The sequence below is a fragment of the Kitasatospora sp. NPDC056076 genome (genome assembly GCF_042266305.1).
In the GTDB taxonomy this organism is placed as follows: domain Bacteria; phylum Actinomycetota; class Actinomycetes; order Streptomycetales; family Streptomycetaceae; genus Kitasatospora.
Genome location: NZ_JBHJWG010000030.1, coordinates 18,081 through 42,360, shown reverse-complemented (window position 1 = coordinate 42,360; position 24,280 = coordinate 18,081). Strand labels below are relative to the sequence as shown.

25 protein-coding genes are annotated in these 24,280 nt (G+C 74.7%); 13 read left to right on the top strand and 12 right to left on the bottom strand.

The genetic code is table 11. The features are described 5' to 3' along the window. Positions 1-31: 31 nt before the first annotated feature. Both ACFC1T_RS23935 and ACFC1T_RS23930 read right to left on the bottom strand, forming a co-directional pair. Positions 32-1,198, bottom strand: a complete 1,167-nt coding sequence (locus tag ACFC1T_RS23935; protein ID WP_375891624.1) for an alanine--tRNA ligase-related protein — start codon at positions 1,196-1,198, stop codon at positions 32-34. Positions 1,199-1,325: 127 nt separating this feature from the next. Continuing rightward, positions 1,326-2,363 carry a helix-turn-helix transcriptional regulator gene (locus ACFC1T_RS23930; RefSeq protein ID WP_375891622.1) on the bottom strand — a complete coding sequence of 346 codons (1,038 nt, stop codon included), beginning with the start codon at positions 2,361-2,363 and terminating at the stop codon, positions 1,326-1,328. A 184-nt stretch (positions 2,364-2,547) separates the two neighbouring features. Between ACFC1T_RS23930 and ACFC1T_RS23925 the strand changes: the two genes are divergently transcribed. From ACFC1T_RS23925 to ACFC1T_RS23915, 3 genes are all read left to right on the top strand, one after another. Beyond that, complete coding sequence (locus tag ACFC1T_RS23925; RefSeq protein ID WP_375891620.1) at positions 2,548-3,465, top strand: MBL fold metallo-hydrolase; 918 nt, start codon at positions 2,548-2,550, stop codon at positions 3,463-3,465. A 132-nt stretch (positions 3,466-3,597) separates the two neighbouring features. Next, positions 3,598-5,037, top strand: coding sequence for a carboxylesterase/lipase family protein (locus ACFC1T_RS23920; RefSeq protein WP_375891618.1), 1,440 nt, complete (start codon positions 3,598-3,600; stop codon positions 5,035-5,037). A gap of 100 nt (positions 5,038-5,137) precedes the next feature. Continuing rightward, entirely contained in the window at positions 5,138-6,004 is an 867-nt protein-coding gene (locus ACFC1T_RS23915; protein WP_375891616.1) for an NAD-dependent protein deacetylase, read from the top strand. Between the two features lie 22 nt (positions 6,005-6,026). Here the strand turns inward: ACFC1T_RS23915 and ACFC1T_RS23910 are convergent, their stop codons facing one another. Continuing rightward, the gene (locus ACFC1T_RS23910) at positions 6,027-6,860 is read right to left on the bottom strand and encodes a hypothetical protein (protein ID WP_375891614.1); all 834 of its coding nucleotides are present in this window, start codon (positions 6,858-6,860) and stop codon (positions 6,027-6,029) included. A gap of 172 nt (positions 6,861-7,032) precedes the next feature. On the opposite strand from ACFC1T_RS23910, the gene ACFC1T_RS23905 reads away from it, so the two are divergent. Beyond that, positions 7,033-8,460 (top strand): amidase, encoded by a 1,428-nt coding sequence (locus ACFC1T_RS23905; RefSeq protein ID WP_375891613.1) that lies wholly within the window; start codon positions 7,033-7,035, stop codon positions 8,458-8,460. Between the two features lie 24 nt (positions 8,461-8,484). Here the strand turns inward: ACFC1T_RS23905 and ACFC1T_RS23900 are convergent, their stop codons facing one another. The 5 genes from ACFC1T_RS23900 to ACFC1T_RS23880 all read right to left on the bottom strand — a co-directional run bounded on the left by ACFC1T_RS23900 (position 8,485) and on the right by ACFC1T_RS23880 (position 11,283). Next, a complete protein-coding gene (locus ACFC1T_RS23900; protein WP_375891611.1) occupies positions 8,485-9,600 on the bottom strand; it encodes a mechanosensitive ion channel family protein in 1,116 nt (371 codons plus the stop codon). A gap of 50 nt (positions 9,601-9,650) precedes the next feature. Then, the gene (locus tag ACFC1T_RS23895) at positions 9,651-9,854 is read right to left on the bottom strand and encodes a hypothetical protein (RefSeq protein WP_375891609.1); all 204 of its coding nucleotides are present in this window, start codon (positions 9,852-9,854) and stop codon (positions 9,651-9,653) included. 63 nt (positions 9,855-9,917) lie between these two features. Continuing rightward, positions 9,918-10,313: an SsgA family sporulation/cell division regulator gene (locus ACFC1T_RS23890; RefSeq protein WP_375891608.1), complete on the bottom strand. Its 396-nt coding sequence runs from the start codon at positions 10,311-10,313 to the stop codon at positions 9,918-9,920. A 99-nt stretch (positions 10,314-10,412) separates the two neighbouring features. Next, positions 10,413-10,781, bottom strand: a complete 369-nt coding sequence (locus ACFC1T_RS23885) for a PRC-barrel domain-containing protein (protein WP_375891607.1) — start codon at positions 10,779-10,781, stop codon at positions 10,413-10,415. A gap of 55 nt (positions 10,782-10,836) precedes the next feature. Next, a complete protein-coding gene (locus ACFC1T_RS23880; RefSeq protein ID WP_375891605.1) occupies positions 10,837-11,283 on the bottom strand; it encodes an SRPBCC family protein in 447 nt (148 codons plus the stop codon). A 208-nt stretch (positions 11,284-11,491) separates the two neighbouring features. Here ACFC1T_RS23880 and ACFC1T_RS23875 point away from each other — a divergent pair, with 208 nt between their 5' ends. From ACFC1T_RS23875 to ACFC1T_RS23855, 5 genes are all read left to right on the top strand, one after another. Then, a complete protein-coding gene (locus ACFC1T_RS23875; RefSeq protein WP_375891604.1) occupies positions 11,492-12,415 on the top strand; it encodes an RNA polymerase sigma factor SigF in 924 nt (307 codons plus the stop codon). 151 nt (positions 12,416-12,566) lie between these two features. Then, a complete protein-coding gene (locus tag ACFC1T_RS23870) occupies positions 12,567-13,010 on the top strand; it encodes an STAS domain-containing protein (RefSeq protein ID WP_375891602.1) in 444 nt (147 codons plus the stop codon). 156 nt (positions 13,011-13,166) lie between these two features. After that, positions 13,167-13,640, top strand: coding sequence for an ATP-binding protein (locus ACFC1T_RS23865; RefSeq protein WP_375891600.1), 474 nt, complete (start codon positions 13,167-13,169; stop codon positions 13,638-13,640). 174 nt (positions 13,641-13,814) lie between these two features. Continuing rightward, positions 13,815-14,813 (top strand): hypothetical protein, encoded by a 999-nt coding sequence (locus tag ACFC1T_RS23860; RefSeq protein ID WP_375891598.1) that lies wholly within the window; start codon positions 13,815-13,817, stop codon positions 14,811-14,813. Next, positions 14,810-15,850: a hypothetical protein gene (locus tag ACFC1T_RS23855; RefSeq protein ID WP_375891597.1), complete on the top strand. Its 1,041-nt coding sequence runs from the start codon at positions 14,810-14,812 to the stop codon at positions 15,848-15,850. The genes ACFC1T_RS23860 and ACFC1T_RS23855 overlap by 4 nt, the downstream gene beginning before the upstream one ends. 66 nt (positions 15,851-15,916) lie before the next feature. Here ACFC1T_RS23855 and ACFC1T_RS23850 read toward each other — a convergent pair whose 3' ends face one another. The 4 genes from ACFC1T_RS23850 to ACFC1T_RS23835 all read right to left on the bottom strand — a co-directional run bounded on the left by ACFC1T_RS23850 (position 15,917) and on the right by ACFC1T_RS23835 (position 20,263). Next, complete coding sequence (locus tag ACFC1T_RS23850; protein WP_375891595.1) at positions 15,917-16,627, bottom strand: hypothetical protein; 711 nt, start codon at positions 16,625-16,627, stop codon at positions 15,917-15,919. Then, positions 16,624-17,868: a 2-isopropylmalate synthase gene (locus tag ACFC1T_RS23845; RefSeq protein WP_375891594.1), complete on the bottom strand. Its 1,245-nt coding sequence runs from the start codon at positions 17,866-17,868 to the stop codon at positions 16,624-16,626. Before ACFC1T_RS23845 ends, ACFC1T_RS23850 begins: the two co-directional genes overlap by 4 nt. Before the next feature lie 131 nt (positions 17,869-17,999). Continuing rightward, entirely contained in the window at positions 18,000-19,352 is a 1,353-nt protein-coding gene (locus tag ACFC1T_RS23840) for a hypothetical protein (RefSeq protein ID WP_375891593.1), read from the bottom strand. Next, positions 19,352-20,263 (bottom strand): hypothetical protein, encoded by a 912-nt coding sequence (locus ACFC1T_RS23835; protein ID WP_375891592.1) that lies wholly within the window; start codon positions 20,261-20,263, stop codon positions 19,352-19,354. The genes ACFC1T_RS23840 and ACFC1T_RS23835 overlap by 1 nt, the downstream gene beginning before the upstream one ends. 285 nt (positions 20,264-20,548) lie before the next feature. On the opposite strand from ACFC1T_RS23835, the gene ACFC1T_RS23830 reads away from it, so the two are divergent. From ACFC1T_RS23830 to ACFC1T_RS23815, 4 genes are all read left to right on the top strand, one after another. After that, positions 20,549-20,773 (top strand): hypothetical protein, encoded by a 225-nt coding sequence (locus tag ACFC1T_RS23830; RefSeq protein WP_375891590.1) that lies wholly within the window; start codon positions 20,549-20,551, stop codon positions 20,771-20,773. Positions 20,774-20,839: 66 nt separating this feature from the next. Next, positions 20,840-22,120 carry an RCC1 domain-containing protein gene (locus ACFC1T_RS23825; RefSeq protein WP_375891588.1) on the top strand — a complete coding sequence of 427 codons (1,281 nt, stop codon included), beginning with the start codon at positions 20,840-20,842 and terminating at the stop codon, positions 22,118-22,120. 30 nt (positions 22,121-22,150) lie between these two features. Beyond that, positions 22,151-23,386 (top strand): hypothetical protein, encoded by a 1,236-nt coding sequence (locus ACFC1T_RS23820; RefSeq protein ID WP_375891587.1) that lies wholly within the window; start codon positions 22,151-22,153, stop codon positions 23,384-23,386. A gap of 167 nt (positions 23,387-23,553) precedes the next feature. Continuing rightward, complete coding sequence (locus ACFC1T_RS23815) at positions 23,554-24,225, top strand: hypothetical protein (RefSeq protein ID WP_375891585.1); 672 nt, start codon at positions 23,554-23,556, stop codon at positions 24,223-24,225. Positions 24,226-24,280: the final 55 nt, after the last annotated feature.

Genomic DNA, 24,280 nt, shown 5'->3' with positions numbered 1-24,280 from the left:
CTGCCGACCGTCCCGTCCCCGCCACCGTCCGTCACTGCGACCGCAGTTCGAGGACCAGCTCGCGCGGCAGGCCGTGGGTGTCGTGGAGGTAGCGGAGGTCGTCCTCGCCGAGCGGGCCGCGGAAGCGGGGGCGGGAGAGCAGCCGGCGGCCGCGTTCCAGCAGGCGATCGAAGCGCTGCTCCTCGTCGAGCAGCACCCGGCGCACCGACTCCGGGTCCACGTCCTGGCCGAAGCGGTCCAGGGTGTGCCGCACCAGCTCCGGCGGCAGGTCCCCGAGCCGGCGCTGCGGGTCGTCGCGGCGCAGGACGGTGAGCACCCGGCGGACCAGGCGGCGCAGCACGTAGCCGCGGCCGGTGGTGCCGGGGCGGACACCGTCGCCGATCACCACGACCGACGAGCGCAGGTGGTCGCAGACCAGGCGCAGGGACGGCTCGTCCAGCTGCCACAGCGGCGGCACCAGGCGGCGCCAGGGGTCGAAGACGTCGCACTCGAAGACCGAGGAGCGGCCCTGGAGCAGCGAGGAGAGCCGTTCCAGGCCGAGTCCGGTGTCCACGTTGCGCTGGGGGAGCGGCACGAGCGAGCCGTCGTCGAGCCGTCGGTGACGCATCATCACGTGGTTCCACACCTCCACCCAGCGGTCGTCCCGGGTCGGGGTCGACCGCGGCGGGGTGTCGCCGGTCCAGAGGAAGATCTCCGAGTCGGGGCCGCAGGGGCCGGTCGGCCCGTTGGACCACCAGTTGTCCTCGACGGTCAGCTCGACCGGGACCCCGCGGTCCTGCCAGAGCTCCAGCGAGCCGGTGTCCGGCCCGACCCGGTCGTCCCCGCCGAAGACGGTGGCGTGCAGGCGGCCCGGGTCGATGCCGAGGCCGTCGGTGAGCAGGCCGTAGCCCCAGTCGAGGCTCTGCGGGCCCTCGTAGTCGCCCAGCGACCAACTGCCCAGCATCTCGAAGACGGTGAGGTGGGTGCGGTCGCCGACCTCGTCCAGGTCGGTGGTGCGCAGGCACCGCTGCCGGTTGACCAGCCTCGTCCCGAGCGGATGCGGACGGCCCTCCAGGTACGGGGTGAGGGGGTGCATGCCGGAGGTGGTGAACAGCACCGGGTCGCCGGGCGGGGGCAGCAGGGTGGAGCCGGTGGTCCGGCGGTGGCCGCGCTCCTCGAAGTACTCGGTGAAGACGCGGACGAGCTGGTCGGTGTTCATGGCGGTGGCTCCTTCTCGGGGGAGGGAGGCGCCGGAGAACGAGCCGCGCGATCATCGGGACCGGGGGAGGGAACGCCCCGGGAACACCACCGGCGGACCGTTTCCGGTCGCCGGGGGAGGGGGTACGTCAGGCGGCGGCAACCGGCGAGCTGGCGGCTCGCGCGGCTGCGCTGGTGCTTCGGTCCATGACGTCCATACCCCCGAGGTTAACTCCGGCGGCACCCGCCGGGCCACCGGTTTTGCGGGCCACCGGTCTGTGGGTGCCCGGCTTGCGGGTGTCCGGCTTGCGGGCGCCCGGTGCGGCCGAGGGGCCGAACTCGCCCGCCCGGCCGAGCAGGGCCAGGGCCTCCTCGGCGGGGGAGCCGGCCGGCGCGGTGTGGACGATGAGTGCCTGCTCCGGCGAGCCCGCGATCGACAGCAGCTGCTGGTGCACCTCCAGCGCGCCCACCACCGGGTGGTGCAGCAGGTGGGCGGCGGTGTCGCAGGGCGCCACCCGGTGGTCGGCCCACAGGGCGACGAACTCCGGGCTGCCCATGGTCAGTTCGCCGATCAGCTCGGCGAGCAGCCGGTCCTCCGGGTGTCGGCCGACGGCTCCGCGCAGGTTCCCGACCACCGCGCGGGCCTTGCGCGGCCAGTCCGCGTACAGCTCCCGGGTGTGGGCGTCCAGGAACAGCATCCGGCCCAGGTTCGGGCGCCGCGCCGGGTCGTCGGGGCTGTCCCGGTCCAGGTGGCCGGCCAGCAGGGCGTGGCCGAGGGGGTTCCAGGCCAGGACGTCCATCCGGCGGCCGAGCACCACCGCCGGGACGCCGCCGACGGCGCGCAGCAGGTCGCGGGTCTCCGCCGTGAGCCGCTCCGGCCCGGGGCGGCGCACCCGGGGTGCCCGGCGGGCGGCGCCGGCCAGCCGGTCGAGGTGTTCGCGCTCGTGGCCGCCGAGCAGCAGGGCGCGGGCGATCGCGTCCAGCACCTCGGGCGAGGCCCCGCGGGACAGCCCCTGTTCGAGCCGGGTGTAGTACGAGACGCTGACGCCGGCCAGCTGCGCCACCTCCTCCCGCCGGAGCCCGGACACCCTTCTGCGGGGCCCGAGTTCGCGCAGTCCGACGTCCGCGGGATGCAGCCGCGTCCGCCGGGCCCGGAGGAAGTCGCCGAGGGGTCCTGGTCCGTTCATCCCCCCAGTATTCGACGGCCGGCCGGGCGCGGCCACACCCTGCGAGGGGTAGGAACGGCCGGGTCTGGTCCGCGCCGCCCGGACCGCCGAGGCTCGGTGCCAGGGCCCGTCCGGCACGATCCGCCGGACGGGCCGCAGCCGGCCGCCCCGCCCCGGGGCGCGCCCCGCACCGGAGGACGGACCCATGCACCACGCCCCGGACCAGCTCACCCTCGGCGACGTCACGGTCACCCGGGTCAAGGAGTACTACGGCCCGGCCGGGCTGACCCCCGGGCAGTTCTTCCCGGACAGTCCCGACGGCGCGTGGCAGGAGCACCGAGACTGGCTGGCGCCCGACTTCTGGGACCCGGGGACCGACCAGTGCCGCACCGCGATCCAGACCTGGCTGCTGCGCAGCGAGGGCCGCACGATCCTGGTCGACACCGGGGTGGGCAACCACAAGGACCGGCCGTACGCGCCGGTCTGGCACCGGCTGGACACGGAGTACCTGGACAACCTCGCCGCCGCCGGGGTGCGGCCCGAGGACGTCGACCTCGTGGTCAACACCCACCTGCACATCGACCACGTGGGCTGGAACACCCGCCTGGAGGGCCGGGAGTGGGTGCCGACCTTCCCCAACGCGACGTACCTCGTCCCGCGCCCGGACTTCGAGTTCTGGGACCCGGCCAACGGCCACCGGAGCGTGCTCGGCGAGGGCAACCGGAACGTCTTCGAGGACAGCGTCGCGCCGGTCCACCGGGCCGGGCAGGTCCGGCTGTGGGACGGCGGGCACCGGATCGACCGCAACCTGCGGCTGGACCCCGCGCCCGGGCACACCCCGGGATCCTCCGTGCTCACCCTGGACTCCGGCGGCGAACGCGCCCTGTTCGTCGGGGACCTCGTGCACACCCCGCTCCAACTCGCCGAGCCGGACACCAACTCCTGCTTCTGCGAGGACCCGGCGCAGTCCCGCGCCACCCGGCACCGGCTGCTCGGCGAGGCCGCGGAGCGGCACGCGCTGCTCTTCCCGGCGCACTTCGGCGGCAGCGGCGCGGTCGAGGTCGCGCGCCGCGGCCCGGGCTTCGCGGTCGAGGAGTGGGCGGGCTTCCCGCGCATCTCCTGACGCGCCGCCGACACCGGTCGGCCCCGGGGCGGCCCCGGGTCAGCCCCCAGTTCAACCAGTCCAGCCAGTCCAGCCAGTCCAGCCAGGTCAGCCGGTTCGCCCGGTTGAAGCAGTGGAGAGGAACCGATTCACGTGCCCCGACAGGCAGAACCCGTCGTCACGACCCCGGCGGGAGCCGTCCGCGGCGCCCGCGCCCGCACCGGCGAGCGCTACCGCACCGTCCCCTACGCGGCGGCACCGACCGGCGCCGGCCGCTTCGCCCCGCCCCGGCCGCACCCCGGCTGGTCCGGCGTCCGCGACGGCACCCGCCCCTCGCCCACCGCCCCGCAGCCGCCCCGCGCCTTCGACGGGCTCGACGTGAGCCCCTACTTCGGGCCGGGCTGGGTGCCCGGCCCGGAGTACCTCACCGTCGACGTCCACACGCCCGCCGCCGACGGCCGGCGCCGCCCGGTGATGGTCTTCGTGCACGGCGGCGGCTTCATCACCGGCTCCAACCGCGCCGCCCTCTACGACGGTTCCGCCTTCGCCCGGGACGGCGTGGTCCTGGTGGCGGTCAACTACCGCCTGGGCATCCCCGGGTTCCTCGACCTGCCGGGCGCCCCGCCCAACCGGGGCCTGCTGGACGTGCTCGCCGCGCTGCGCTGGGTGCGCGACTCCGTGGCGGCCTTCGGCGGCGACCCCGGCAACGTCACGGTGTTCGGCGAGTCCGCGGGCGCCACGCTCGTCTGCGCGCTGCTCGCCACGCCGCAGGCGCGCGGGCTGTTCCGGCGGGCCGTGGTCCAGAGCGGCAGCGGGACGGGCGCGTTCACCCCGGAGCAGGCGCGGCGGGTCACGACCGCCGCGGCCGCCGCCCTGGGCGTCGAGCCGACGGCCGGGGCGTTCGCCACCGTGCCGGACGAGCGGCTGGTGGCGGTCCTGCCCGAGCTGACCGGCCTCGACCTGCGCACCGGCACCGCCGTGGACCCACTGGCCGGGCTCAGCCCGCTCGGCCTGGTGCTGCCGGTCCAGCCCGCGGACGCGCTGGCCGAAGGCCCGGCGAGGGACGTCGACCTGCTGATCGGCACCAACACCGAGGAGGCGAACCTCTACCTGGCGCCGCAGGGGGAGTTGGAATCCACCACGGAGGCGGGGCTGCGCGCGGCCGCCACCGGGTTGCTGGCCGACCCGGAGGGCGTGCTCGCGGCCCTGCGCGCCGGCCGGCCGCGGGCCACCCCGGGCGAACTGCGCTCCGCCGTGCTCGCGCACGCCCTGTTCGAGGCCGGCACCGAGCGCATCGCCCGGGCACACGCCCGGATCTCCGGCGGCCGCACCCACCGCTACTCCTTCGGGTACCGGTCCACGGCCCTGGACGGGCGGCTCGGCGCTGCCCACACCGTCGAGCTGCCCTTCGTGTTCGACGTGGCGGACGAGCCCTGGCTGCACGGGCCCGAGGGGCTGCTCGGCCCCGACCCGGCGCCGGCGGGGCTGGCCGCCCGGGTGCACGGTGCCTGGACGGCGTTCGCCCGGAGCGGCGAGCCGGGCTGGGCGGGGTACGACCCCGAGCACCCGGCGGCCGAACCCCTCGGCGGCTGAGCCCCGGCCGCCGTGCCCCGGCTGCCGGGCCCCGGCCGCCAAGGCCCCGCGCCGCCCCGGCCCTCGCTCCCGCGCCCGGCCCGGTCCTACCCTGGACGGCATGGACGCGCTCGCGGCGACTCCCGGCGGTACGGCGGCCGATGCGGCCGGCCTGGCGGCGCTGGTGCGGCTGCTGGCCGGGCGCGGGGCGGTGGTGCTCAGCGGGGCGGGCCTGTCCACCGAGTCCGGGATCCCGGACTACCGGGGCGAGACGGGCAGCCGGCGGCGCGCGGCGCCGATGACCTTCCAGGAGTTCACCGGGAGCGCGGCGGCCCGGCAGCGGTACTGGGCGCGCAGCCACGTCGGCTGGCGGGCGATCGCGGCGGCCGAGCCGAACGCCGGGCACCGGGCGGTGGAGCGGTTGCGGCGCTCGGGGCACGTGTCGGCGGTGATCACCCAGAACGTGGACGGCCTGCACCGCGCGGCCGGCACCCGGACGGCGGTGGAGCTGCACGGCGGGCTGCACCGGGTGGTCTGCCTGGACTGCCGCAGGACCAGCCCGCGCACCGAGCTGGACCGCCGGCTGGAGGAGCTGAACGGCGGCTTCCGGGACGGCCCGGCCCGGGTCAACCCGGACGGCGACGCCGAGTTGGCGCCGGAGTCGGTGGCCGCCTTCCGGGTCGCCCCGTGCGCGGTGTGCGGGGGAGTACTCAAGCCGGACGTGGTCTTCTTCGGCGAGAGCGTGCCCAGGCCGAGGGTCGAGCGCTGCTTCGAACTCGTGGACGCGGCCCAGGGGTTGCTGGTGCTGGGCTCCTCGCTCACGGTCATGTCGGGGCTGCGCTTCGTGCGCCGGGCCGCCCGCGCGGGCACCCCGGTGGTGATCGTCAACCAGGGCGCGACCCGCGGGGACGAGCTGGCGGCGGCCCGGGTCGGCCTGCCGCTGGGCGCGGTGCTGACCGAGGCCGCCCGGCGGGTCAGGGCGTCGTAGCGAACGCGTGCAGCCCGGCGGGTCAGGGCTTCGTGGCGAGCGCGTGCAGCGCGGCCTTGAGGGCGTCGACGAAGCGGTCCCGGACGGCCGGGTCGACCAGGTCGAGCGAGAGGTAGGGGTTGAGGTCCTCCAGCTCGACCAGGAGCAGCGCGCCCTCGGGGGTGCGGCAGGCGTCGACCCGCTGGATGCCGTGCTCGACGGTGTTCCAGGCGATGAAGCGCCGGGCGAACTCCAGGTCGGCGGCGGTGGGTTCGTACGGTTCGAGGTGCCAGCGCCGCTCCGGGTCGGGGGCGTGCAGGGCGTACAGGAAGGCGTCGTCGACGAAGTAGAACGAGACCTCGTAGCGGAACGGGACCAGCGGCTGGACCAGGACGTCCTGGTCGTACGCGACGGTGTCGAGCTGCTCGCGGGGGACGATCCGCAGGCCGATGGAGTCGGCGCCGAGTTTCGGCTTGACGACGTACTCGGGCACGACGGGCAGCCGGTCGAGGTCCGCGGCCCGGTCGACGGTGGGGATGACGGGGTACCCGGCGGCGGTGAGGTCGAGCAGGTACTGCTTTCCGGCCTGGTCGGCGCGCCCGGTGAGCTGGGTGTAGACGCGGGTGCCGCGTTCGAGCGCCCGGGCGCGGAAGTCCCGGTACGCGGCGAGGTGCTCCAGCACCGGGCCGCTGTTGCGGACCAGCACCAGGTCGAAGGAGTCCATCAGCGCGGCGGCGTCGAGCGGGTGGCAGAGGGCGACGTCGAAGTCCTCGCGCAGGCGGGCGGAGAGCTGGATGTCCTCGTCGCAGTAGCGGCGCCCCCGGGCCTGGTAGGCGAGGTCGGTGACGAGCAGGACGCGGGGCTTGGCGGGGGTCATGGCTCTCCTGATGATCATTCGATCCGTTCACCCTAACGCCGACCGGTGCCGACGGGGCGGGCGGATCCGCCGCGGGATCGTAGTAATGCACTTGCATCGGTTCCCGGGGTGCGATGTGATGGACCCGCGATGCGATGCAAGCGCATCGGAACGAACCGGAGGGGAAACCACGATGAGTGCCGCACCGACCACCACCGCCCCGTGGCAACTGGGCGCGACCGAACTGGGGGCCGCCGTCGCCCGTGGCGAGCTCACGGCGGCCGAGGTGGTGGAGAGCCACCTGGAGCGCATCGCGGCCGTGAACCCGGCCGTCAACGCCGTCACCCAGCTGATGGCGGACGCCGCCCGCGAGGCCGCCCGCGAGACCGACCGGCGCCGCGCGGCCGGTGAGCCGCTCGGCCCGCTGGCCGGGGTGCCGTTCACCGTGAAGGAGAACATCCGCGTCGCCGGCTGGGCGACCACCCACGGCGTGCCCAGGTTCCGCGACCACGTCGCCGAGACCGACGCCCCGCCGGTGCGCCGCCTGCGCGCCGCGGGCGCCATCCCGATCGGCCACGCCAACATGTCCGACCTGTCGATCTCCTCCGACGCCGAGAGCCAGCTCTACGGCCGGACGTACAACCCGTGGGACCGGACCAGGAACCCGGGCGGCACCAGCGGCGGCGACGGGGTGGCCGTCGCGGTCGGCATGGCGGCGCTCGGCCTCGGCAACGACTCCGGCGGCTCGGTCCGACTGCCCGCCGCCTTCAACGGCGTCGCCGGGCTCAAGCCCAGCTACGGCCGCTTCGCCGCCGACCACCGCATCCTCGGCCAGGAGCCGATGCTGGCCTCCCAACTCATCCCGGTCGACGGCCCGTTCGCCCGCTCGGTCGCCGACCTGCGCGCCGCCTTCGAGGCGCTGGCGGGCGCCGACCCGCAGGACCCGAGGGCCGTCCCGGCGCCGCTCCGCGGGCCACGCCCCACCCGCCCGATCACCGTCGGTGTCGTGGTCGACCCGGCCGGCATCGGCGTCCACCCCGAGATCGGCGCCGCCGCCGTCGACGCCGCCGAGGCCCTGGTCGAGGCCGGCTACGAGGTCGAGGAGGTCAGGATCCCCCGGCTGCCCGAGGCCCTGGAGTGCTACGGCAAGCTGATCATGACCGAGTTCGGCCTGAACTGGTCCCGGGTCCGGCAGCTGCTCACCGAGAAGGGCGCCCGGAACGTCGACCTGTTCCTGGAGCGCACCCCGCACGAGGACCTCGGCGAGTTCCTCCGGCAGACCGGCGTCCGGCTCGGCCTCCAGCGCGACTGGGCCGAGCTGATGGAGACCCACCCGCTGCTCCTCACCCCCACCTGCCCCCACCCCGTCCCCGGGGTCGACGTGTTCTCCGAGGACACCGACGCCGAGGGCCACGCCCGGCTGACGCTGCCCAGGGCCGTGTGCGCGGTGACCTCGCTGATCGGGGTGCCCGCGGTGAACGTGCCCAGCGGGTTCGCCGACGGGCTGCCGCAGAGCCTCCAGCTGATCGGCCGGATGTACCGCGAGGACCAGTGCCTGGACGCCGCCGAGGTGCTCGAACGCCGCTTCGGCGCGCTGACGCCGATCGACCCGCGGCCGTAGCGCGCGGGCCGACCGGCCGGGACCCTACAGCGGAGGCGTTCGTGGTGGAGGGGTGGGTGGGCCCGGGGTCGGCCGGGGGGTACGGGGGTCCCCCCGGTCGTCCGGGTCCCGCGCGGGCGCCTCCGCGACCGGCAGGCGCGGCAGCGCGTACGGGTGGCGGTCGCGCAGGTAGCCGATCAGGTGCTCGCGGAGCCGGCAGCGCAGTTCGAAGGCGTCGCCGCCGTCCGCCGCCGTGGCCAGCACCCGCACCACGATGGTGGTCGGCGTGGTGTCGACCACCTGGAGGGCGCTGCCCCGGCCGTCCCAGAGCTCGCACTTGGCCAGGTAGTCCTCGAACTCCTCGCGCAGCAGCCCGATCGGGGCGTGGTGGTCGAGGTGGAGCAGCGCGGTGCCGGTGATCCGGCTGTCGCGGCGGGACCAGTTCTCGAACGGCCGCCCGACGAAGTACGACATCGGCATCATCAGCCGCCGCTGGTCCCAGGTCTCGATCACCACGGCGGTCAGGGTGATCTCCTCGACCGTTCCCCACTCCCCGGCCACCACCACGACGTCGCCGATCCGGGCCAGGTCGCCGAAGGCCAGCTGCACCCCGGCGAAGACGTTGGCGAGGGTGCTCTGGGCGGCCACGCCCGCCACCACGCCGACCAGCCCGGCGGAGGCCAGCAGGCTGGTGCCGACCCCGCGCACCGCCGGGAAGGTCATCAGCACCGCGCCCAGGGTGACCAGGCCGACCACCGCCTGGCCGATCCGGCCGAGCAGGACGGCCTGGGTCCGGGCCCGGCCCGCCCAGGCCGGCTCGCGGCGGTGCACGGCGAGCCGGGCGGCGCCCTCCGCCAGGATCGCCACCAGCCGGCCGCACAGCCAGCCGCCGGAGGTGATCGCCAGGATCACCGCCAGGTGCCGCAGCCCCGCGCGGGCGGCGGGCGGGGCGGCGATCCACGGCAGCGCGGCGGAGAGCAGCAGGCAGGCCGTCAGCGCCAGCACCGGGTGGCGGCACCTGCGCAGCACCTCCGGGACGTCACCGGCACCCCGGGGGGCCGCCAGCCGCCGGGCCGCCGACCGGACGGCCCGGTCCAGGCCGTAGGTGAGGAGGGCGGCCGCGGCTCCGACGACGGCCAGGCGGAGCAGGCTCCACCACATCTGCGGCTCTCCTTTCCGCTGCTGGCACGGTGGTCGGGGTCAGGGCCGGTTCAGTCGGGCGGCTCGACCGGGTGGGGCCGGCCCGGCTGCGGGGCGGCCGGTTCGGGGGCCGGCCGGTGCACCGGGCGCGGGGCCGGCGGGGGGACGGGCGAGCCGGGCGGGGGCGGCGGGTCGGGCAGCAGCGGCCTGGTCCGCGGCGCCGGGGGCTCCGGCGCGGGCGGCGGCTGACCGGGGCGGGCGGGGGAGGTGGTCATGGGCGGGTGCTCCTCTCGGTGCGGTGCGGTGCGGTGCCGCACGGCCCGGCGGGCCGATGGGTTTCAGGCCGCCAGTAAGTCGTGCAGGCCGCGGTCCCAGTCGATCTGCTCGTGCTCCCGCCCCGGCGGGACGAGCCGTACGGTCCGGGCCAGGAACCGGGCGACCGCCGCCGCGGGGGCCGCGAGCAGGGCGACGCCCTCGGTGCCGGCCAGCGCGATCAACACGTGGGCGTCGTCGAACGGTGTGACGTGGACGTCGCCCTCGCCGGCGGGCGCGTGCAGCCCGGCGAGCAGCAGGTCGCGGGAGAGCGACCAGACCGCGTTCGGCTGGTAGGAGGTGAAGTCCAGCTCCGCCGCGTGGGGTTCGTCGTCCCGGTAGGACCAGTCGACGTCCAGGTCCCGGCTGCGGTCGTCGCCGGTCATCAGTCGCATGGTGATCCGGGTGGTGAGACGTTCCATGGGAGGTTTCCCCTTTCCCGGGTGGTCCGGACGGGGGGAGCCGGCGGCCCGCCCCCGTCCGTCGTCGCTGACTGTCGGTCTGTGCTTCCGGTGGCCCGGTCAGAGGATCCGGCCGCCGTAGTACGGGTCCCAGTAGGGCCCGAAGCGCCCGCGGGTGTCGGCCTCCTGGTCGGGCCCGCCGGCGTCGAGGTCGGGGCTGTCGCGGATCTCGGCCCTGGAGCGGTCGACGTAGACCTTCTGCTCGCCGATCTCGATCCGGGTCACGGTGCCGGCCGGGAGCAGGACCCGACGGCCGAGGATCCACGGCCCGGTGTCGACGACCAGGTACTGCTCGTCGACCTCCTCGGACAGCTTGTCGACCTTGCCGATCGCGCCGTCGGTGGCCTCGACGTGGAAGCCGATGAGGTCGGTGCCGGCGGTGTGTCCGGCGGAGGTGCGGAATTCCCAGATGGTGCGTCGTGCGGTCATGACTGCCTCCGTTTCGTCTCGTCCGGTAGGGCTCGGCTGCCCCCGATGCGGGAGTTCATGCCCCCGGGGTGGTGCCGGGGGCGTTGTCGTCCCGCTCGACGTGGTGCTTGAAGTCGTTCAGGTCGTCGATGACCCGGCGGTCCACGAAGCCGAGCGCCTCGGCGAGTTGGGCCCAGAGCCCGTGCGGTTCGACCTCCAGCTGGAGCATGACCCGGGTGGTGCGGTCGTCCACGTGGTGGAAGGTCACCACGCCGCTGTGCCGCACCGGGCCGCTCCCGCCGTCCCAGGCCACCCGCTCGCCCTCCACCACCTCGGTGGTCACGGCCTCGAACTCCCGGCGGCCGCCCGCGGTTTCGACCACCCAGCTGCTGGCGCCGCCACCGGTGACGTCCACGCTGACCACGCCGCGCATGAACCGCGGGAAGTCCTCGCAGTGCACCCAGTGCCGGTAGACCTCGTCGAGCGGCGCGGCGACCTCGACCGATTCCTCGATCCGTCCCATCGTCCGGTCCTCCTTCTCCTCCTCGTGCTCCGGCCCCGTACCCGGTCCGGGTGCCCCGTTCCCCGCCCGGCATGCGCGGGGTGTGGCGGGCGTCACCGTGTCGGCGCCCGGGTCGTTCGCTCACGCAATCCTCACAAGGGGAACCGGCATGGAACGGGCCACGGCGGGTACCCGGGGACGGACCGTACGCCGAGGGGAAAGGACCGACATGGCCACGACCAGTGACGAACTCCTCCACCGCGTGACCGCCCCGGCCCCGGACGAGGCCGCGCCGGCCGCCCACCGGGCCGCCGGGCACGGGCTCCCGGGGCAACCGGGGCACCCGGAACTGCCGGAGCTCGCCGGCATCGAGGACCCGAAGCAGGTGGCGCCGGGCGACGCCCGGGAGCTGACCAGAGTGCTGCTGGCCCGGCTCGCGACGCTGGAGGAGGGCACCCCCGAGTACTCGTACGTCCGGGCCACGCTGATCGAGCTCAACCTGTCGCTGGTGCGCTTCGCGATCCGCCGGGTCGGCAACCGCCGGGAGCCCGAGGAGGACCTGCTCCAGGTCGGCTCGCTCGGGCTGATCAAGGCGATCGACCGCTACGACCCCGACCACGGCGCCGAGTTCGTGACCTTCGCGCTGCCGACCATCCTCGGCGAGATCCGCCGCCACTTCCGGGACTCCACCTGGGCCGTGCACGTGCCGCGCCGCCTCCAGGAGCTGCGCATCACCCTCGCCAAGGCCCGCGACGTGCTGTTCCAGCGGCTGGGCCGGGCGCCCACGGTGGCCGAACTGGCGGAGCACCTCGACCTGTCGCCGGAGGAGGTCATCGAGGGCCTCGCCGCGGCCAACGGCCACACCGCCGGATCCCTGGACGCCCCCGTGACCGAGAGCGAGGAGGACCGCGGCCCGCTCGCCCAGCGGCTCGGCGAGGAGGACCCGAGGTTCGACACGGTCGAGAACCTGATCGTCCTCAAGCCGCTGGTCGCCGCGCTGCCGGAACGCGACCGGCGGATCCTGTCGATGCGCTTCGGCGAGGAGCTCACCCAGTCGCAGATCGGCGCCCGCCTGGGGCTGTCCCAGATGCACGTGTCCCGGCTGCTCAGCCGGACCCTGAAACACCTGCGGGCGGACCTCACCGCCGACTGAACCGCCGCACGGTCACCGGGCGCACCGCCGCACCGCGCACGCCACCCGCCGTCACCCACCGCCACCAGGCCGGTCCGCCCCCGGCCTGGTCCTGGGCCGGGTGGCGTGCGTACGCTCGTGGAGCACACCCGTTGAGGGGAACACGACGACGATGCCAGCCGAGAAGACGATGCCCGCAGAGAACGAGTCCGTGACCGTGCCGCCGACCACCGCACCCTCCGACGCCCCAGGGGCGGGTGCCCCGCTCGGGCCCGACCTGGCCGTGCACACCTGGTGCACCGACGCCGGAGCGGCCGTCTGCGCCCTGGCGGGCGACCTCGACATCGAGACCCTGGCCCCCGCCCGGAGCACCCTCGACGCCCTGGTGGAGCAGCGCCCGCCGCTGCTCGTCGTCGACCTCGCCCAGGTCGGGTTCTGCGACTCCTCCGGCCTCAACCTGCTGCTGCAGACCCGGATATCGGCCGCGGCGGCGGACGTCGACTTCCGGCTGGCGGCGCCGTCCGGCACGGTGCGGCGGCTGCTGGAACTGACCTGCACGGACACCGTGTTCTCGCTCCACCCGACCGTGGAGGCCGCGGCCACCGGACCCCGGTGAGTGCCGCGGCCGCCCGTCGGCACGCATAATTCGTCGGTGGTCGGGAAACCGACCAGACGACAGCGCAACGACGTGGCATACAGCGGCACACCGCGCCGGGAGCACGGCGCCGGAACCGCCACGGGAACCGAACCGGAACCGAAGGGGAACCCGCACATGACGACCAGCCGGGCCACCCTGGACGGCGACCGGCCGGGCACCGGCCCCACCCTGCCGCCCGGCGGCCAGCGCCGGCGCCTGCACCTGGCCGGGCAGCCCAAGCCCGTCGCCCGGGCCCGGGCGTACACCGCGCAGGCCGTCGCCGACTGGTCCTGGCCGACCGGCCCGGCCGGGGCCGAGGACGACATCGTGCTGCTGGTCGCCGAACTCGTCGCCAACGCCATGCTGCACGCGGGCGGCCCCGTCGACCTCGTCCTGGACGCCTCCGCGGCCCGGCTGCGGATCGAGGTCAGCGACCGCTCGACCGACCTGCCCGAGCCGCGCCGGCCGCACCGCCCGGGCCTGCCGGGCGGGCACGGCCTGTTCATCGTGCAGAAGGCCGCCACCCGCTGGGGCGCGGTGCCGCACGACGACGGCAAGACGGTCTGGGCCGAGATCGACACCCGGCCCCCGCGGGAGCCCGGCAACTGACACGCCCTACGGCCCTGACGGATCATCGAATGGCGCACGATCACGGGCCGACCGTTCGCCTGCGATGCGACTCTCGCGGAGGATGAGGGAGCCGAGGACGTCCCGCGGGCCGGGGCGTCGGCCCGGCCCCGATCCGGTCGGCACCCACCCCTCCCAGCAACGAGGAGAGCATCCGTGGTCGTTTCCGCACGCCCGCCGACGTGGCGGCACGCCGCCCGGTTCGCGCTGCTGGTCCCCGGGGTCGCGATAGCCGTCCTGATCCCGCTCGCGGTGCCGGGCGCCGCCGCCGAGGGCGACGGCGCGCCCCCGGCGCTGCCGGTGGCCCGGGCCCTGGACGGGGACAAGCCGCTGGCCTCCGCGGCGGAGGTGACCAGGCTGTGCGACAAGCCCTCGGCGTGCAGCTTCCGGATGTACGACCGGGCGCCGCGCGAGTTCATGGGCGCCGTGCTCTCGGTGGGCAACGCGGCGATCAACTGCACCGACTCGGACATGGAGATCGACCGCACCGTCACCTTCGTGACCAGCAGCACCGACAACGTCAGCGGCGAGATCTCCGGCACCGCCACCCTGGAGGGCGGGGTGGACACCACGGTGACCGCCGCGGCCACGGGAAACGTGAAGCCGGGCATGACGAACAGCGTCAACCAGATCGGACCGAACAAGGACAAGGGCCCGTACACGGAGGACAAGGTGCAGAACACCGTCGAGTTCCCGGTGACGGTCGGCGGCTCCAACGCGCTGCACCTGGGCGCCAAGGCCACCTTCGCGCTGGCCTTCAAGGCCTCCTTCTCGCGTGAGTGGCAGGTCCAGAGCACCGAGTCGACCAGGGTGGTCTTCACCGTCAGCCCCGGTGACGAGATCCAGTTCGGGGTGCTGAACGCGACGGCGCGCACGGTCGGGGAGCTCGCGGTGAACGGCACCGGCAAACTGATCAAGAACGTGACGGTGGACAGCCCCTCCACCGTCAACGTCAGCTCGGTGGTCGCCCAGACCTTCGCCCGACCGGACAAGTGCCTCTCGCTGCGCCCGAGTTCGGGATCCGGCGGCAACCCCGGGCCGGGCGGGCGCCGTTCGGCCGGCGGCGGGCTGATCGAGACCGCGCCGGAGCGGCCGGGGCGGGCGCCGGACGCCGTGTACGTCCGGACCGCGCAGGGCACCTGGGAGCAGCGGTGAAGCGCCGGGCCGGGCACACCGTGCCGCACCGGGCCTTCGTCCTGACGGCCACGCTGGCCACCCTGCTGGCCTCGGTCGCGCCCGCCCTCGCCGAGGGCGGCGCCGACGCCCCGGCGGCCGATCCGGACGCGCCGCCGGTGGCGCAGGCCTTCGACGGGGACACCCCGCTGCCCGACGCGCCCGCCGTGGCGCGCGGTTGCGGGCAGGACCACGGGTGCTCGTTCCGGATCATCCCGGGGCTGTCCCGGGAGCGCACCACGGCGGTGGTCTCGGCCGGGAACGCGGTGATCAACTGCACCAACAAGCCGATGACGGTGGAGCGCACGGTGTCGCTGGAGTCGAGCACCACCGACAACATCGCGGGCGAGATCTCCGGCAGCGCGACCCTGGAGGGCACCGTCGACAACACCACCAAGGTGGAGGGCAGCGCCGGCGTCGACAACAAGACCGAGATCAGCCACACGGACCACGGCCCGCAGGCGGACAAGGGCCCCACCACGGACGTCGTCAACGGCGCCTCGATCGGCGTCGGCGGCACGGTCTCAGGCTCCGCCGAGCTCAAGCTCAGCGCGAAGGCCACCTTCGCGCTCGCCTTCCAGGCCAAGTACTCGCACACCTGGAAGCGGACCAGCACCGAGACCACCCAGGTGAAGTTCACCGTCAAGTCGGGTGACGAACTGCAGTTCGGGGTGCTGAACGCGATGACCCGCACGGTGGGCGAGCTGAGCGTGAACGGCACCGGCAAGCTGGTGAAGAACATCGTGGTGGACAGCCCGTCGAGCGTGAACGTCAGCACCGTGGTCGCGCAGACGTTCAGCGCGCTGAACTACTGCCTCACGGTACGTCCCGGCTTCACCCCGGCACCCGCGCCGTCGCCCACCCCCGCACCGCCGCCCCCGGCGAACCGTGCCTCGGACGGCGGGCCGGACGGCGCCCCGGGCGGCGCCCTGATCGAGGCGCCGCCGCACCAGGGCGATGCCCGGCCCACCGGCCGGTACCGGCTGACGCCCGAGGGGAGTTGGGCGCCGCTGGTCTGACCCGGCGCCGCCGGTGAACGGCCCGGCCGCCCACCCGTACGCGACGGGTGGGCGGCCGAGTCGCGTTCACGGCAGGAAGGCCGTGCGGACGTGCGCCAGGTAGGCCTCGGGCCCGGGGTACGGCCGGTCCTGGGCCCCGGGCCGGTGCAGGTCGAGCCGGCCGTCCGGGTGCAGCCGCAGGGTCGTGGTGGCCGCCCGGCCGCCCGCAGGGCCGTCGTGATCGTCGAGGGAGAGCGGGCCGAGGACGGGCACGGCGGCCGGGAACATCGCGCGGGCCCCGGCCGCCGTCGCCGCGGGCGGGTGGCCGGTGCGGTTGGCGCTGCTCACGTACAGCACCGGGTGGTCCGTGAGCAGCGGCAGCAGGGGTTCCCAGCGGGCGCCGAACAGCAGGGTCCAGCCGTCCCGGGTGGCGGGGGCCAGCCAGTCGGGCCGCGCCGCGCCCGGGAGCAGTGGGAGCAGCGGGAGCAGCAGGGTCACCCGCTCCTCGGTGAGCAGCCGGCGGGCGGCGGCGGCCAGGGCGGGGGAGAGGTCGAGGGCGGCGCCGAGCCGCGCCAGGGTGCCCGGGTCGTGCGCCCAGAGGGCGACGGCCTGCTCGGCGGGGCGGCCCTTGGCGGTGTTGACGGCCCGTGGGTCGGTGCCGGCCACGACGTGGGTCAGCGGGGCCGGGTTGGGCAGCACCACCGCGGTGCCGCGCCGCAGGGCCGCCCGGGCGCCGTCGAGGTCGACCGTCCCGCCGGTCCCGCCGGTCCCGCCGGTCTCGACCGTGCCGGCGGTCATGCCGATGCCCCGGTCGGCGCGGAGCGGAGGCCGACCAGGTAGGCGGCGAAGGCCGCGTCCTCGACGACGGCCCGGCCGGTGCGGTAGGCCCGGGACTTCACCCAGGCCAGCGCGGCCCGGGCCTGCTGCTCGTCGAGCTCGTGGCCGAGCTGGTCGGCGACGGCCCGGACCACCCGGAGGCTGGCCAGCTGGGTGAGCACCACGCTCGGGGCGATCCCCAGTACGGCCTCGGGGTCGAAGGGCTGGAACAGCTGCGGGTGGACGAAGGGCGTGCCGGTGGAGATCGTGCCGACCCCGCTGCCGACGACGGGGGTGGTGACGCCCAGTGGGACGCCGGTCTCCCCGGAGACGGACCGGGCGAGCTGCGGCAGTGCGGTGAGGTCCGGGGCGGTCCACCAGGCGGGGGTGTCGTCGCCCAGCAGCCGCGCCGCCCGGGCCGGGTCGTGGGCGAGCAGGAACAGCAGCTGTTCGGTGGCTGCCATGCCGCTGCGTTCGGCGATCCCCAGCCAGGAGGCGGACACCACCCGGACGCCCGCCCGCAGTGCCTCCAGGGTGTTGGCCAGGCCGAGGCCGAGGTCGTTGTGCAGGTGGCAGCCCAGGACGACGTCGTCATCGGCCGCCGCCCGGACCCGGCCGAACAACTCGGCTGCTTCGTAGGGAAGTTGGATGCCGACGGTGTCGGCCAGCAGCACGGTGCCGGCCCCGGCGGCGGTCAGCGCGCCCGCGTGGTCGGCCAGCAGGCCGTGGTCGGCGCGGGAGGCGTCGGCGAGGCAGAGGTCGACGGCGACCCCGTCGTCCAGGGCGCGGGCCTCCTCGATCAGGGCGGCCGCCGACTCCAGGGCCTCCCGGGCCGGCCGGTGGGTCATCGTCCGGGCCATCGGCTCGGAGGCGGGGACGACCACCATGACCCGGGCGTGCGCGGTGCCCCGCACCGAGGCCACCGCCTGCCGGACGTCCGCCGCCCGGCCCCGGCACACGGCGGCGACGCTGACCGTGCCCTCGGCCTCCACGGCGACCCGCCGCACCGCCTCGTACTCCTCCTCGCACACCGCCGGGAAGCCGGCCGCGAACACCACGTGCCGGGGCCCGTCCGCGCCGAACATCCGGCCCTGCTCGCGGGCCAGCCGGACCCGGAACGCGGCCGACATCAGTGTCTTGGCCTGGGCGCCGTCGCGCGCCGACTCCTCCCACAGCACCACCCGGCCCGCCCGCGCGGACTCCCGTATGACGTCCCGCTCCATCGCAACCCCCGAACCCGCCCGGCCCTCCGCCGACGGAGGGCGATCAGGTCAGGACTCTAGGCCGCGGGCGGCCGATCGGTCCGGAGTTCGTGGATCCGCTTGCCGAGGGGAGAGTTCGGGGGTAGAGGGAATCAGGAGAGGAGTGGGACCGACCTGGCCACCACCCCGGCGGGCGGCGCCTCGACGGCCAGCAGCCGCCGGTCCGGCCCGGCGCCGTTGTCCGGGGTGCCCGCTGTGGGCCGGGCGGAGCCGCAGCGCTGGAGTTCGACGTCGGTGAGCGGGCCGGTGCGCTGGAAGTACCGGTCCGGCAGGGAGGTGGCCGGGACGTCGAAGGTCGCGTCCAGCCGGTACTTGTTGCGGGCGTTGCTGAAACTGCCCGCCACCCGCTCCCGGGCCGGCTGCACCTCGATCCAACTCACCTCGCCCGGCTGGATGGTGGGGTTGAGCGCCTTGGTGCCGGTCCGGCTCCAGGTGAGCGGGTTGCCGGTGGAGACGGCCGCCGTGTTGCCGCCCGCGGCGCTGAACCCGGCGGCGGCCTGAGCGGCCAGGTTGGGCCGGCTCTGCGAGATGTCGGAGCGGCTGGGGGTCAGCGGGGTGCCCTTGAGCGCGTAGTACTGGGTGAGGTTGTCGTACGGCGGCTCGGTGACCTCGATCCTCCGGTCGTCGACGACGGCGTTGCGGCTGCAGTTGACGTAGACCTCGCCGACGATCCTGGTCTGGCCGTAGTACTGGTAGGAGGAGCCCTTGTCCACGGTGAACACGCAGTTGGTCGGCGAGCCCTCGCAGTCGTCCACCGCGATGCCCGGCTCCAGCGGTTCGTTGCCCTTGTAGGCCTTGGGGCCGGGCAGTTGCTCCTTGCGGACCTTCTGGTCGACCGGGGCGGGGGACTGCCGGGCGGTGACGTTGGTGATCAGCGGGCCGCAGGAGCGCGAGTCGCGCTGCTCGGCGGAGTCGAAGGAGACCATCGGGTTGTCCTCGGGCGCGTCGAAGCCGAAGGTCCGCCCGGTGGTCCAGTTGGCGGTGCCGACCGTGTCGGTGCCCTTGGTGGTGACCGTCGGGTCCGGCGGGTTCCCCGGGGCGATCAGCGAGACGTTGTACGTCTGGCCGTCCTTGAGCTGCGCGGAGGTGCAGCGCCGGTCCACGCCCGGGCTGTCGTCCCAGCTCAGCGTGACGTGCGAGCCCGCCTTCACGCCCCACAGCCGGGTGCGCAGGGCGAGCGCCGCGCCGTTCCAGTTGAGCGAGGCCGCCTGGTAGCCGGCGGGGTGCTGGGCGAGGGCCTTGCCGAAGACCACCGCGTTGTTCTCCGGCGACCAGTCGGCGTGCCCGGCGGCGGTGCCGTTGTCGGGCGCGACGGGCTGGGCGAAGGTGCCGTTGGCCACCGGGACGTCCACCGTGTCGGCGGCGTGCGCCGACGGGGCGGCGGCGAGGAGGAGGCCGGCGACGGCCAGTGGGGACCCGGCGCGGAGCAGGAGGCGGCGCCCCATCAGCAGACCCACCAGTCGCTCGGCGGGACCACGGCGTCGCCGGGTTTGACCCCGTCGGTCAGCGCGTTGGGCAGGGTGCACAGCTCGGAGGCGGCCTTGTTCGGGTCCTCGTCGCGGGGGACCTTGTTGAAGTCCTCCACCGCCTGGGTCTCCTTGGCGATGCCGTCGTTCTGCGCCTTGCCGTCCCCGGCGACGCTCGCCAGGCAGTCCTTGTTGCTGGGCGGGCACTTGGAGATCTGCTGCTTGTTGTCGGCGACGTCCTTGCAGGAGGGGCTGTCCTTCGCATCGCCTGCGCAGGGGTCGTTGGCCTTGGAGGGCTGCGGCGGACCGAGTGGCGGGGCGGTCTGGGTGGCCGCGACATTGGCGATCAGCGGGCCGCAACCGACGTTCTCGGTGCTGGTCGACGTGAAGGTGATCTTGGGGTCGTCCTCGGCGGTGGTGAAGGAGTACGTCCGGCCGAGGAACCAGTTGGCCTTTCCGTTGGGGTCGTTGGTGGTGAAGCTGCCCGGTGTGTTGGCATCGCCCGCCACCGTCACGGTGTACGGCCGTCTGGCGACACCCTGAGCCACGCACTTGTCCGGGTTGTCGTCCCAGCTCAGCGTGACCGTGGCGCCGGTGCGGACACCGCGCAGGCGGGTGCTGAGCGGGACGGCGGCGTTGCCCCGGGCGGTGAGGGCCGCCTGGTAGTTCCTGGGGTGCTCCGCCCGGGCGGCCGAGGCGAGACCGGTACCGCTCCAACCGTCCACGGTGGAGCCGAAGCTCTGGCCCGCGGGCACGGTGGGGGAGGAGAACGTCCCGTTCACCACCACGACGGGCTCGGTGTCCACCGCCCCCGCCGGAGTGGGGGTCGCCAGGGCGATGGTGCCACCGAGGGTGACGGCTAGAAGTCTGGCTCGTTGCGCTCGCAGCACGGTCTCTCCCACTGAATTCGGCGGACGTGTTGGGCAGTTGCGATCCATGGCGATCGATGATCACCGGGCCCCGGCGGTCCATGCTTCGGGTCCCGGTCACGGTCCGCAACAGCTGACGGTCCGATAGGGCGACGGCGAACGATCGGGCTGAGCCAACAAGGTGGAAACCCGTTCGATCCCGCACGACCCTTCCGATCATGGGGCAGGTATTCCGGGAATCCGATCTTCATTCCCGCCCTGGCCGCGCGGCCGTGCCGTCGCGCGGCCCGCACCGTGAGGGACGCCATGTCACCCCTGTCCGGAACGGCCCGAGCCCCGAAGGTCTGCGTTCTGCTGCTCGCCCTGCCCCTGCTGGGTGCGGCCCCCGCCGTCGCGGCCGCCCCGGCCGGGGTGCGCCCGGTGTCGCCCTGCGGCGCTGCCGCCCAGCCCCACCACCGGCCGCTGCCGCCGCCTCCGCCGGCCATCGGCGAGCCGGTCCGGCGCGCCGCCCCGGCGCGCCCCTGCCTCTGACGCGCTGACGCACCGCCAGTACGACCCCGAGCGGCGGCAGCCCCCTGCCGTCGCCCGGGCATCCCCATGCCCCCGTACCCGCCCGAACGTGAGGACGAGATGCACCCGCTGCACCGCAAGCTCCGCGCCCTGCCCGCGACCGCCGCCCCCGCCCTGGTGGCGAGCCTGGCCCTGCTGGGATCCGTCGCGCTGCCCACCTCCGCCGCCTCCGCGTACGACCTGCGGCTGCGCGCCTGGGGGCTGAACACCAGCGGACAGCTGGGCGACGGCACCAAGACCCAGCGGCTCACCCCGACCTCCGTGGTCGGGCTGTCCGGGGCCGAGCTCAACGCCGTCGCCGCCGGGGGCACCGGCGGCTCCACCGGCAGCGGCTTCGGCCTCGCCCTGCTCGCCAACGGCACCGTCGAGGGCTGGGGCAAGAACGACAAGGGCCAACTGGGCAACGGCGCCACCAGCACCACCGACGAGTGGGCGGTGCCCGGCCTGGTCGCCGGGCTGGGCGGCGTCGACGCGATCGCCGCGGGCGGCTCGCACGCCCTGGCGCTGCTCAAGGACGGCACGGTGAAGGCCTGGGGCCTCAACGACAAGGGCCAGCTCGGCGACGGCACCATCGTCAACGCCAACATCCCGGTGACCGTGGCCGGGTTGGAGGACGTCAAGGCGATCGCCGCCGGCGACACGTTCAGCATGGCCCTGCTCAGGGACGGCACGGTGAAGACCTGGGGCAACAACGACAAGGGGCAGCTGGGCATCATGCCCAAGCCGGCCAAGTCGACCGACGCCCCGCCCAAGCCCGCCCCCACCACCCGCAACACGGCCGTCCTGGTGCCCGAGTTGACTACCGTCAAGGGCATCACCGCGGGTGCCTCGCACGCCCTCGCGCTCCTCGCCGACGGCACCGTGATGTCCTGGGGCCTGAACGACAAGGGGCAGCTGGGCGACGACACGATCGTCGACAAGCCGTACCCCGTCCCGGTCCTGGAGCTCAAGAACGTCACCGCGCTCTCCGCGGGCGCCTCGCACACCATCGCCCTGCTCCAGGACCGCACCCTGCGCGGCTGGGGCCTGAACGACAAGGGCCAGGTCGGCGACGGCACCACCACCCAGCGCAACACCAGCGTGCCGATCCCCGGCGTGAGCGCCGTGGCCGGCATCGCCTCCGGCGCCGCCCACAACCTGGCGGTGCTCGGCGACGGCACCGTCCAGTCCTGGGGCCTGAACGACAAGGGCCAGCTGGGCGACGGCACCACCACCCAGCGCCTCACCCCGGTGCAGGTGCTGGCCAAGTCCGGCAGCGTCGCCATGGTCGCCGCCCCCTCCAACGGCAGTTTCAGCCTGGCGCGCTGACCTCCCACCCCTTCATCAGGAAGGCAGCACATGACGAACTCCCCTACCGCGCACCGGAACCGGCTGCGCCCGGCGCTCGCCGCAGCGGTGGCCGCGCTGACCGCACTCGGCCTGGCGGCAGTGCCGGCCGGCACCGCGCACGCCCAGGAGAAGCGACTCAAGGCCTGGGGCAACAACCGCTCCGGCCAGCTCGGTGACGGCACTTGGACGGACTTCCGCACCACCGCCACCACCGTGCTGGGGCTGACCAGCGCCGAGGTGGTGAGGATCGCCGCCGGTGGCGCCGGCCCGACCAACGGCCACGGCCTGGCGCTGCTGACCGACCGTACGGTCCAGTCCTGGGGCTCCAACAACTCCGGCCAGCTGGGCGACGGTTCGGTGTTCAGCCACAACGCGCCCGGCCAGGTGGTCAACCTCTCCAACGCCACCGACATCGCCGCGGGCGGCTCGCACAGCCTCGCCCTGCTGGCCGACCAGACCGTGGTGGCCTGGGGGAAGAACAACTACGGCCAGCTGGGCAACGGCACCAACACCGACAGCAGCGTGCCCGTGCGGGTCGAAGGCCTCAACAAGGTGATCGCGATCGCGGGCGGCCTCAACCACAGCCTCGCGCTGCGCGAGGACGGCACCGTCTGGGCCTGGGGCTACAACATCAACGGTCAGCTGGGCGACGGCACTTCGGCCAGCCGCAACGTCCCGTCCCCGGTGGTCAACCTGACCGGCGTCACCCGGATCGCGGCCGGGTGCAACCACAACCTGGCGCTGGTCGGCCCGCCGAGCGGCCCGTCCAAGCCCACCAGCGGCAACGCCGTGAAGGCCTGGGGCTACAACGCGACCGGCCAGCTCGGCGACAACAGCACCATCAGCCGCTACACCCCGGTCGACACCCAGGGCATCTGGCTCGGCGGCGTCTCGCAGATCGCGGCGGGCTGCAACCACAGCCTGGCCGTCACCGACAGCGACAACAAGCTCAAGGCCTGGGGCCAGAACACCTCCGGCCAGATCGGCGACGGCACCACCGACTACCGGATCACCCCCGTCCCCGTCCCCGGGGTCACCGGCGTGCAGCTGGTGGCCGGTGGCCGGGAGCACACCGTCGCCCTGCTGGGCAACAACACCGTCCAGTCCTGGGGCAACAACGGCTCCGGTCAGCTGGCCAACGGCACCACGACGGACAGCAGCACCCCGGTGACCTCGCTCACCGCGCTGACCGGTGTGGACAAGATCGCCGCCCCGGTCGGCGGTGATTTCAGCCTGGCGAACTGACGCTCCGCTCGCGGACGACAGCCCGGCCCCGGCGACGCCTCCTGCCGGGGCCGGGCCGTCGCCGGGGAGGGGCGGACCGGCACCGGCGGAAATGCCCTGCCGTGGTGTCAGCTTCCTTGTAGCATCTGCGCGTTCGAGGTCGGCTGCGCAGGCGGGGGACGGGGTCCGTGGCAGGAACCATCACGTTGTGGGTGTTCGGGTTGCTCTGCTTCGTCGTGGCCTTCGCGAAGGAGACGGCGAGCGGGGCCGGGATCAGCCTGCCGGGGCCGAAGAGCGGGGGTGCCCGGGTCGGGGTGGTCGCGGTCGGGGTGCTGGCGCTGATCCTGGGGACGGCGATCCGGCCGGGAAGTGACACGCCGACGGCGCCGCCGGTCAGCGCGGCGACGGGCGGTGCGGCGACGGGGGCGGCCACCGCCACGGCCACGGCCGCGCCGAACCCGCCCGCGCCGCCCTCCTCGGCCGGGCCCGCCGTGGTCTGGAGCGGCCAGGTCGCCATCCCGATGGACGGCGGGGCCGACTTCGACCTCACCCCGCCGGGCCGTCACCCCGGCGTCCCCCAGGGCATCTACGCGGCGGGCTTCACCGCCACGACGGCCGTGGTGCGCGAGGAGATCACTTCGGAGCACAACAGCTTCGGCATCTGGACCGGCCAGGCGCCGCCCTCCGGCGCCGCCTGCGCGGACTGGGCCGCCAGCCACCCGGGCGACTCGGCCCATGTGAGCGTCGGGACGCTGATCTGCCTCAGGACCCCCGGCGGCCGCACCGCGCTGATCAAGGTCGACTCCATCGCCCCGGCGGACTACCAGCTGGAGGCGACGGTGACCGTCTGGTCCGGCTGAGGGACACGAGCTGACGGTCATGACGGGGTGATGGCCGACGGGTGCCCGGTGTGCT

What these genes read in the sequence shown, in the direction of transcription:
- ACFC1T_RS23935 (WP_375891624.1), bottom strand. Translation starts at nt 1,198, where the DNA reads ATGAACACCGACCAGCTCGTCCGCGTCTTCACCGAGTACTTCGAGGAG.
- ACFC1T_RS23930 (WP_375891622.1), bottom strand. Translation starts at nt 2,363, where the DNA reads ATGAACGGACCAGGACCCCTCGGCGACTTCCTCCGGGCCCGGCGGACG.
- ACFC1T_RS23925 (WP_375891620.1), top strand. Translation starts at nt 2,548, where the DNA reads ATGCACCACGCCCCGGACCAGCTCACCCTCGGCGACGTCACGGTCACC.
- ACFC1T_RS23915 (WP_375891616.1), top strand. Translation starts at nt 5,138, where the DNA reads ATGGACGCGCTCGCGGCGACTCCCGGCGGTACGGCGGCCGATGCGGCC.
- ACFC1T_RS23910 (WP_375891614.1), bottom strand. Translation starts at nt 6,860, where the DNA reads ATGACCCCCGCCAAGCCCCGCGTCCTGCTCGTCACCGACCTCGCCTAC.
- ACFC1T_RS23905 (WP_375891613.1), top strand. Translation starts at nt 7,033, where the DNA reads ATGAGTGCCGCACCGACCACCACCGCCCCGTGGCAACTGGGCGCGACC.
- ACFC1T_RS23900 (WP_375891611.1), bottom strand. Translation starts at nt 9,600, where the DNA reads ATGTGGTGGAGCCTGCTCCGCCTGGCCGTCGTCGGAGCCGCGGCCGCC.
- ACFC1T_RS23895 (WP_375891609.1), bottom strand. Translation starts at nt 9,854, where the DNA reads ATGACCACCTCCCCCGCCCGCCCCGGTCAGCCGCCGCCCGCGCCGGAG.
- ACFC1T_RS23890 (WP_375891608.1), bottom strand. Translation starts at nt 10,313, where the DNA reads ATGGAACGTCTCACCACCCGGATCACCATGCGACTGATGACCGGCGAC.
- ACFC1T_RS23885 (WP_375891607.1), bottom strand. Translation starts at nt 10,781, where the DNA reads ATGACCGCACGACGCACCATCTGGGAATTCCGCACCTCCGCCGGACAC.
- ACFC1T_RS23880 (WP_375891605.1), bottom strand. Translation starts at nt 11,283, where the DNA reads ATGGGACGGATCGAGGAATCGGTCGAGGTCGCCGCGCCGCTCGACGAG.
- ACFC1T_RS23875 (WP_375891604.1), top strand. Translation starts at nt 11,492, where the DNA reads ATGGCCACGACCAGTGACGAACTCCTCCACCGCGTGACCGCCCCGGCC.
- ACFC1T_RS23870 (WP_375891602.1), top strand. Translation starts at nt 12,567, where the DNA reads ATGCCAGCCGAGAAGACGATGCCCGCAGAGAACGAGTCCGTGACCGTG.
- ACFC1T_RS23865 (WP_375891600.1), top strand. Translation starts at nt 13,167, where the DNA reads ATGACGACCAGCCGGGCCACCCTGGACGGCGACCGGCCGGGCACCGGC.
- ACFC1T_RS23850 (WP_375891595.1), bottom strand. Translation starts at nt 16,627, where the DNA reads ATGACCGCCGGCACGGTCGAGACCGGCGGGACCGGCGGGACCGGCGGG.
- ACFC1T_RS23845 (WP_375891594.1), bottom strand. Translation starts at nt 17,868, where the DNA reads ATGGAGCGGGACGTCATACGGGAGTCCGCGCGGGCGGGCCGGGTGGTG.
- ACFC1T_RS23840 (WP_375891593.1), bottom strand. Translation starts at nt 19,352, where the DNA reads ATGGGGCGCCGCCTCCTGCTCCGCGCCGGGTCCCCACTGGCCGTCGCC.
- ACFC1T_RS23830 (WP_375891590.1), top strand. Translation starts at nt 20,549, where the DNA reads ATGTCACCCCTGTCCGGAACGGCCCGAGCCCCGAAGGTCTGCGTTCTG.
- ACFC1T_RS23825 (WP_375891588.1), top strand. Translation starts at nt 20,840, where the DNA reads ATGCCCCCGTACCCGCCCGAACGTGAGGACGAGATGCACCCGCTGCAC.
- ACFC1T_RS23820 (WP_375891587.1), top strand. Translation starts at nt 22,151, where the DNA reads ATGACGAACTCCCCTACCGCGCACCGGAACCGGCTGCGCCCGGCGCTC.